The sequence below is a fragment of the Candidatus Endomicrobiellum cubanum genome (genome assembly GCF_031278955.1).
Lineage (GTDB): Bacteria > Elusimicrobiota > Endomicrobiia > Endomicrobiales > Endomicrobiaceae > Endomicrobiellum > Endomicrobiellum cubanum.
In genome coordinates this window covers 1-5,930 of the sequence record NZ_JAITJM010000028.1, presented here as the reverse complement: position 1 = coordinate 5,930, position 5,930 = coordinate 1, and the positions used below count along the sequence as shown (strand labels likewise).

The 5,930-nt window shown below is 31.1% G+C and carries 6 protein-coding genes; 5 read left to right on the top strand and 1 reads right to left on the bottom strand.

From position 1 onward, the window contains the following. Nucleotides 1-187 (bottom strand): hypothetical protein (locus LBD57_RS02750; RefSeq protein WP_373469813.1); only part of this gene is annotated, 187 nt, incomplete at its 3' end. Between the two features lie 574 nt (nucleotides 188-761). On the opposite strand from LBD57_RS02750, the gene LBD57_RS02745 reads away from it, so the two are divergent. The 5 genes from LBD57_RS02745 (at nucleotide 762) to LBD57_RS02725 (ending at nucleotide 5,652) form a co-directional block, all read left to right on the top strand. Then, the gene (locus tag LBD57_RS02745) at nucleotides 762-1,154 is read left to right on the top strand and encodes a MazG nucleotide pyrophosphohydrolase domain-containing protein (protein WP_373469812.1); all 393 of its coding nucleotides are present in this window, start codon (nucleotides 762-764) and stop codon (nucleotides 1,152-1,154) included. 122 nt (nucleotides 1,155-1,276) lie between these two features. Further along, the gene (locus LBD57_RS02740) at nucleotides 1,277-3,646 is read left to right on the top strand and encodes a sodium-translocating pyrophosphatase (RefSeq protein ID WP_373469814.1); all 2,370 of its coding nucleotides are present in this window, start codon (nucleotides 1,277-1,279) and stop codon (nucleotides 3,644-3,646) included. A gap of 82 nt (nucleotides 3,647-3,728) precedes the next feature. After that, the gene (locus LBD57_RS02735) at nucleotides 3,729-4,418 is read left to right on the top strand and encodes a M50 family metallopeptidase (protein ID WP_373469811.1); all 690 of its coding nucleotides are present in this window, start codon (nucleotides 3,729-3,731) and stop codon (nucleotides 4,416-4,418) included. Beyond that, nucleotides 4,391-4,984 carry a diacylglycerol/polyprenol kinase family protein gene (locus tag LBD57_RS02730; protein ID WP_373469810.1) on the top strand — a complete coding sequence of 198 codons (594 nt, stop codon included), beginning with the start codon at nucleotides 4,391-4,393 and terminating at the stop codon, nucleotides 4,982-4,984. Before LBD57_RS02735 ends, LBD57_RS02730 begins: the two co-directional genes overlap by 28 nt. Further along, a complete protein-coding gene (locus tag LBD57_RS02725) occupies nucleotides 4,981-5,652 on the top strand; it encodes a polysaccharide deacetylase family protein (RefSeq protein ID WP_373469809.1) in 672 nt (223 codons plus the stop codon). Before LBD57_RS02730 ends, LBD57_RS02725 begins: the two co-directional genes overlap by 4 nt. Nucleotides 5,653-5,930: the final 278 nt, after the last annotated feature.

Here is a 5,930-nt window from a genome sequence, read left to right as displayed (position 1 = left end):
AAATAGCATTACTTAACAAAGAAAAAGAGCCTATGATGTAAGAGCGATTTAAATCATTATAAATGGTAATAGAATTAGAAGAACATTCAATGAAATCTTTAAGAAGGACATTGGATTGGTCATATGAAACAGAAGAAGAAGCAAAAGGGAAATTAACAGAGCCGTAGATGTTGTTGTAACTTGGCATAGTAGAATGAATAACAAGAGAGTTATTAGAAGAGACATTAAAGTTAGAAGAAAGCCAAGGGGAAGAATAAGCATCTATTCTTCCATAATTAGAATCAGTAGAGTCAGTAATAGTACTATTACCAGAGATGTCATAATTAGGACTATTAGTGATATTAATAATTTGAGCAAAAGAAGAGTTGCTTCATGAACACCTTATAAAGAAAAGATTAATCATAAATCAAATGGACTCATTTAGTATAGGACATTTTTCCTTAAAAAAGGATGGAAGGTGTATAAATTAGAAACTAATTTCCTTTGAGTGTTGTTATAACTAGATACTAAGAAAAGTCATATTAAAGATGTATAATGTAGTACGTACATGATAAACATATCTAAGGAGTTGTCTAAAAACTCTAGTGTGAATGAAAGAAATAATCTGTAAATTTGAGCGCGTTTAAAAGCTATGGTTTTAAAAAAGGGATTTAGTTTCTAAATTTTGCAAAAGACTTTAGGCAAGTTATCCATATGTTTATATGGATAAAAAAGCTGAAATCTTGCAAGAAATCTTTAAGAAATAGTATACTCTGTAAATCATGAAAAGATATTTAAAAGAATTTGATAAATTAGTTACTATTTTTGTTAAGTTGCGTTCGAAAGATGGATGTGTGTGGGACAAAGAGCAGACGCATGAATCTTTAATAAAACATTTATTTTCTGAAAGCAGAGAATTAAAAAAAGCTGTAGAAAAACAAGACATGCGAAATTTAGAAGAAGAACTTGGCGATATTTTGCTGCAAGTTGTATTTCATTCCCAGATAGCAAAAGAAAATAAAAAATTTGATATTGCTAGTGTGATAGAAAATTTAAATAAGAAGCTTATAAGAAGACATCCTCATGTTTTCGGTAATTGTAAAGCAAAAACTATTAAAGATGTAGAAGAAGTGTGGAGAAAAGTCAAGAAAAAAGAAAAAGCATTGAAAAATTAATCAAACAACTTAAAAATAGAAGTTTAATAACTAAATATATAGTAGTAAAATAAAAAAACAAGCTAGGAGTTATTATGTTAAGCAGAGTTTTAACGTGGAGAAAAATTGCGACAGGCTTTACTATGTTGGGCGTATTTGTAAAGCAGGCTTTGGCAAGTGAAGCAGATTTAATTATCCCGGATTTGTCTTTGGTGAGTTTTTTTGGCGATTTAGTTAATGGTAAATCTCTTTTGATGTTTGGTTTTTTGGTTTGTGTTTTTGGACTATGTTTTGGAATTTATCATTTTTTGGGTATAAAAAATCTCCCTGTACATAAGTCGATGCAGTCTATTTCAGAACTCATATACGAAACCTGTAAAATTTATCTTATAACCCAGGGTAAGTTTATTATTATTTTAGAAGTTTTACTTGCAGTCATAATAATTGTATATTTTGGATTTTTAGAACATTTTTCCTCGCTTAAAGTTGCAACAATTGTTTTGTGCAGCATTGTTGGTATTCTTGGCAGTTATACCGTAGCTTGGTTTGGAATGAGAATTAATACATTTGCAAATTCTAGGACAGCGTTTGCTAGTTTAAAGGGTAAGCCTTTCCCTCTATATGCAATTCCTCTTCGCGCAGGTATGAGTATTGGCATGCTTTTAATTAGCATAGAGCTTTTAATAATGCTTATCATTCTTCTTTTTATTCCTTCAGATCTTGCAGGACCTTGCTTTATAGGTTTTGCAGTAGGAGAGTCTTTAGGTGCTTCAGTATTGAGAATTGCAGGTGGAATTTTTACAAAAATTGCAGATATAGGTTCAGATTTGATGAAAATTGTTTTTAATATTAAAGAAGATGACGCAAGAAACCCGGGTGTTATTGCAGATTGTACAGGCGACAACGCTGGTGATTCTGTAGGTCCTACAGCAGACGGATTTGAAACTTACGGAGTTACAGGAGTAGCTCTTGTGACTTTTATAGTGCTTGCAGTTAGCGACCCTATTTTGCAAATTAAACTTTTGGTATGGATTTTTGTAATGCGTTTAATAATGCTTGTTTCCAGTGCCCTTTCTTATGGGATTAATGCTTTATTTGCAAAAACTAAATATTTACTTGCAGACAAAATGAATTTTGAAGCACCTTTAACTTCTTTGGTATGGATAACCTCAATAGTTTCTATAGCTTTAACATTTATTGTTTCTAATTTTGTTATTGGGGATTTGGGAGAAGGCTCACTTTGGTGGAAGCTATCTCTTATAATTAGTTGTGGAACAATAGCAGGTGCTATAATTCCTGAAGTTGTAAAAATTTTTACGTCTGTAAAAAGTTCTTTTGTACAAAATGTAGTCAATTCTTCAAGGCATGGAGGCTCTTCTCTTAATGTTCTTGCAGGTCTTACAGCAGGAAATTTTAGTGCTTATTGGATGGGTATAGCAATTATTATTCTTATGGCTATAGCTTATTTGATAAGTTCTTTGAGTATTGGCGATATAATGATTGCTCCTGCAGTATTTGCTTTTGGTCTGGTTGCCTTTGGCTTCTTAGGAATGGGCCCTGTAACAATCGCGGTCGATTCTTATGGCCCTGTTACAGATAATGCTCAGTCTGTTTATGAACTTTCACTAATAGAAAATATTCCTAATGTAGATAAAGAAATTGAAAAAGGATTTGGATTTAAACCAACTTTTGAAAAATCTAAATTGCTGCTTGAAGAAAATGATGGCGCTGGAAATACATTCAAAGCCACAGCAAAACCTGTTCTTATAGGAACAGCAGTGGTAGGTGCTACAACGATGATTTTCTCTACAATTGTTATGCTTACAGATAAGCTCACCACAGGTCTAGAGAATTTATCTTTAATACACGCTCCTTTTTTACTTGGCTTAATTTCAGGTGGAGCAATAATTTATTGGTTTACAGGTGCATCTAATCACGCTGTAACAAGCGGAGCGTACAAAGCTGTAGAGTTTATTAAAAATAACATTAAACTTGATGGTAGTGCTCAAAAAGCTTCTACACAAGATTCTAAAAAAGTTGTAGAGATATGCACAAAATATGCTCAAAAAGGCATGATAAATTTGTTTATGGTTGTTTTCTTTACAACATTAGCGTTTGCTTTTATTGAACCTTACTTTTTTATAGGGTATCTTATCTCTATAGCTTTGTTTGGTCTTTTCCAAGCAATATTTATGGCAAATGCAGGAGGTGCTTGGGATAATGCAAAGAAATATGTTGAAGTTGATCTACGCGAAAAAGGCACAGAACTTCACAAAGCTACTGTTGTAGGCGACACAGTTGGAGATCCTTTTAAAGATACCTCTTCTGTAGCCATGAACCCTATTATTAAATTTACAACTCTTTTTGGTCTTTTAGCTTTAGAACTTGCAATGGGTCTTAATAAAGAGGGGTCTTTAAGCATTATTCTTGCCGCAATATTTTTTGTAATTTCTATTGTGTTTGTAGTAAAATCTTTCACAGATATGAAAACAAAGGATGAAGAAGTAAAATAATATAATTAAGGAAAAAAGTTAAATTATCTTCGGGATGGCGAATTTATATTTTAGTTTCGTCATCCCGAATTTTAGTGTAAAAATGAAATTTATAAGAAATATTTTTGCATTTTTGTTAATCCCGACAATAGGCTCAATGGGGCATACTTTCTTTAAAAACCTTTTTCTATTTGTGATAAATTCTGGGAATGAGTTTATTTCATTTTGGTTAGGGATTTTAGTTTATATTGTATTTCAAGTTGTACTATACAAACCAATGAGACTATATGTTTTTGGGCATGAACTATCTCATGCAATTGCTGGAATTTTGAGTGGTGCCAAAGTAAAAAAATTTAATGCTGGCAAAGATTCTGGAAATGTTGTTTTAAATAAAGATAATTTATGTATAACATTGGCTCCTTACTTTTTTCCCATATACACAATTATTATAGTTGTTGTGTACTTTTTATGCGGATGTTTTTTTTACGTAAAACCATTTTATAACTATTTTCTTTTTTTTGTAGGAATATCAATAGCTTTCCATATAGCTCTTACAGTGTATGTGCTTGGCATAGAGCAGTCAGACTTAAAAGTGTATGGAACTTTTTTTTCTTATGTTATAATCCTTTTTATAAATTTCATAGTCTTTGCTGTAATTTTATCATTGGTATTTTTAAACGGGATAAGTATAAAAAGTATTTTTGTAGAATATTTTAAAAATATAATTGCTATATATAAATTTATTTATTATGGAGTAATAGATATATGGGTCTCATTCCAAAAGACGAAATAAAAAGAAAATTTGTACACTTAATGTGCCTTATATATATATTAGGTTATTGGTATTTACCAAAAAATATAGTTGTTTGGGGCTTAGCTATAGCTATAACAATAGTTATATTTCTAGAAGTTTTGAGATTTAAAGTGCCAAGTCTCAATAATTTTTTTAAAGATAATTTAAAAGGTTTTTATAGACAACAAGAAGCAGATAAAATGAGTGGGCTAGTTTGGACACTTTTAGGCGGACTCATTACTATATTGATATTTTCAAATAAATATATGGTTTTTGCCAGTCTTTTATATTTAGTTTTCGCAGATGCTGCAGCTGCATTAGTAGGAAGGGCTTTTGGCAAACATAAAATATTGTTTGGCAAAAGTTTGGAAGGCAGTGCAGCTTGCTTTGTGGTGTGTTTTATAGTTGGTTTATTTATATTTAATTTTCAGTTTGCATTTTTAGGAGCCATTATAGCAACATTTACAGAAGCTATTCCTTGGAAATTAAACGACAATTTTTGGATGCAGATAATAAATGCCGGTATGTTAACTTTACTGGCTGAGTTTGTTGTATGGTCAAAATGAAAAAATTATTATTAACATTATGTATTTGCTTAATTAGCTTATCTCTTATGCAAGCAAAAACTTTTTATGCTGATGGACCTAAATCTTTCAAAAAAGTTGCTTTAACTTTTGACGATGGACCTGGTAAAGCTACAGAAAAAATATTAGAGATTTTGAAAAAACAAGAAGTTAGAGCTACATTTTTTATGTTAGGGGTAAGCATAATAGATAATCCTGGACTTGCAAAAGTAGTTTTAAATGCAGGACACGAAATTGCTAATCATACGTATGGACACATAAACTTTTACGCGTACAAAAATGAAGATAAAGCTTTAAAAATGGAGCAAGAAATTTTAAAGACTGAATCTATAATAAAAAATGCTTTAGGAGTAAAGACGTATCTGGTTAGATTTCCTCACGGCTATGCAAAAAAAGATTCTATAGAAGTGGCAGAGAAGTTGGGATATTATGTAATTAACTGGTCTTTCGGTACAGATTGGAAAGATATCCCTGCATATGAAATGTATTTAAAATATAAAAATGCTATAACAGACGGAGCAATATTTTTAATGCACGATTTATTTAGAAACGAGAAAGTACTATCGTTCTTGGATACTTTTATAGATGATATTAAAAACAAAGGCTATGAAATAGTTACAATAAGTGAGCTGCTTGATATAAAAAATTAGGCATATAGTTTCTCTGGCCGACTTGCGTATAAATTAGTGTGGATTTTTGACAATACAACAAGATAAAAATGTAAGGGTTTTAGAAAGACCCTTAATGAAGGAGAACTCTAACATGGCCAACATTTTAATTTTGTCAGTTGAACAAAGAAAAGCTTGTGCTGTAAAAATTCAAGAAGTCTTAACTAGTTCTGGATGTGAAATAAAAACAAGGCTTGGTATACACGATAGTTCTTCTCAAGAATGTTCTCAAAAAGGTCTCATTATTTTAGAAATTATTG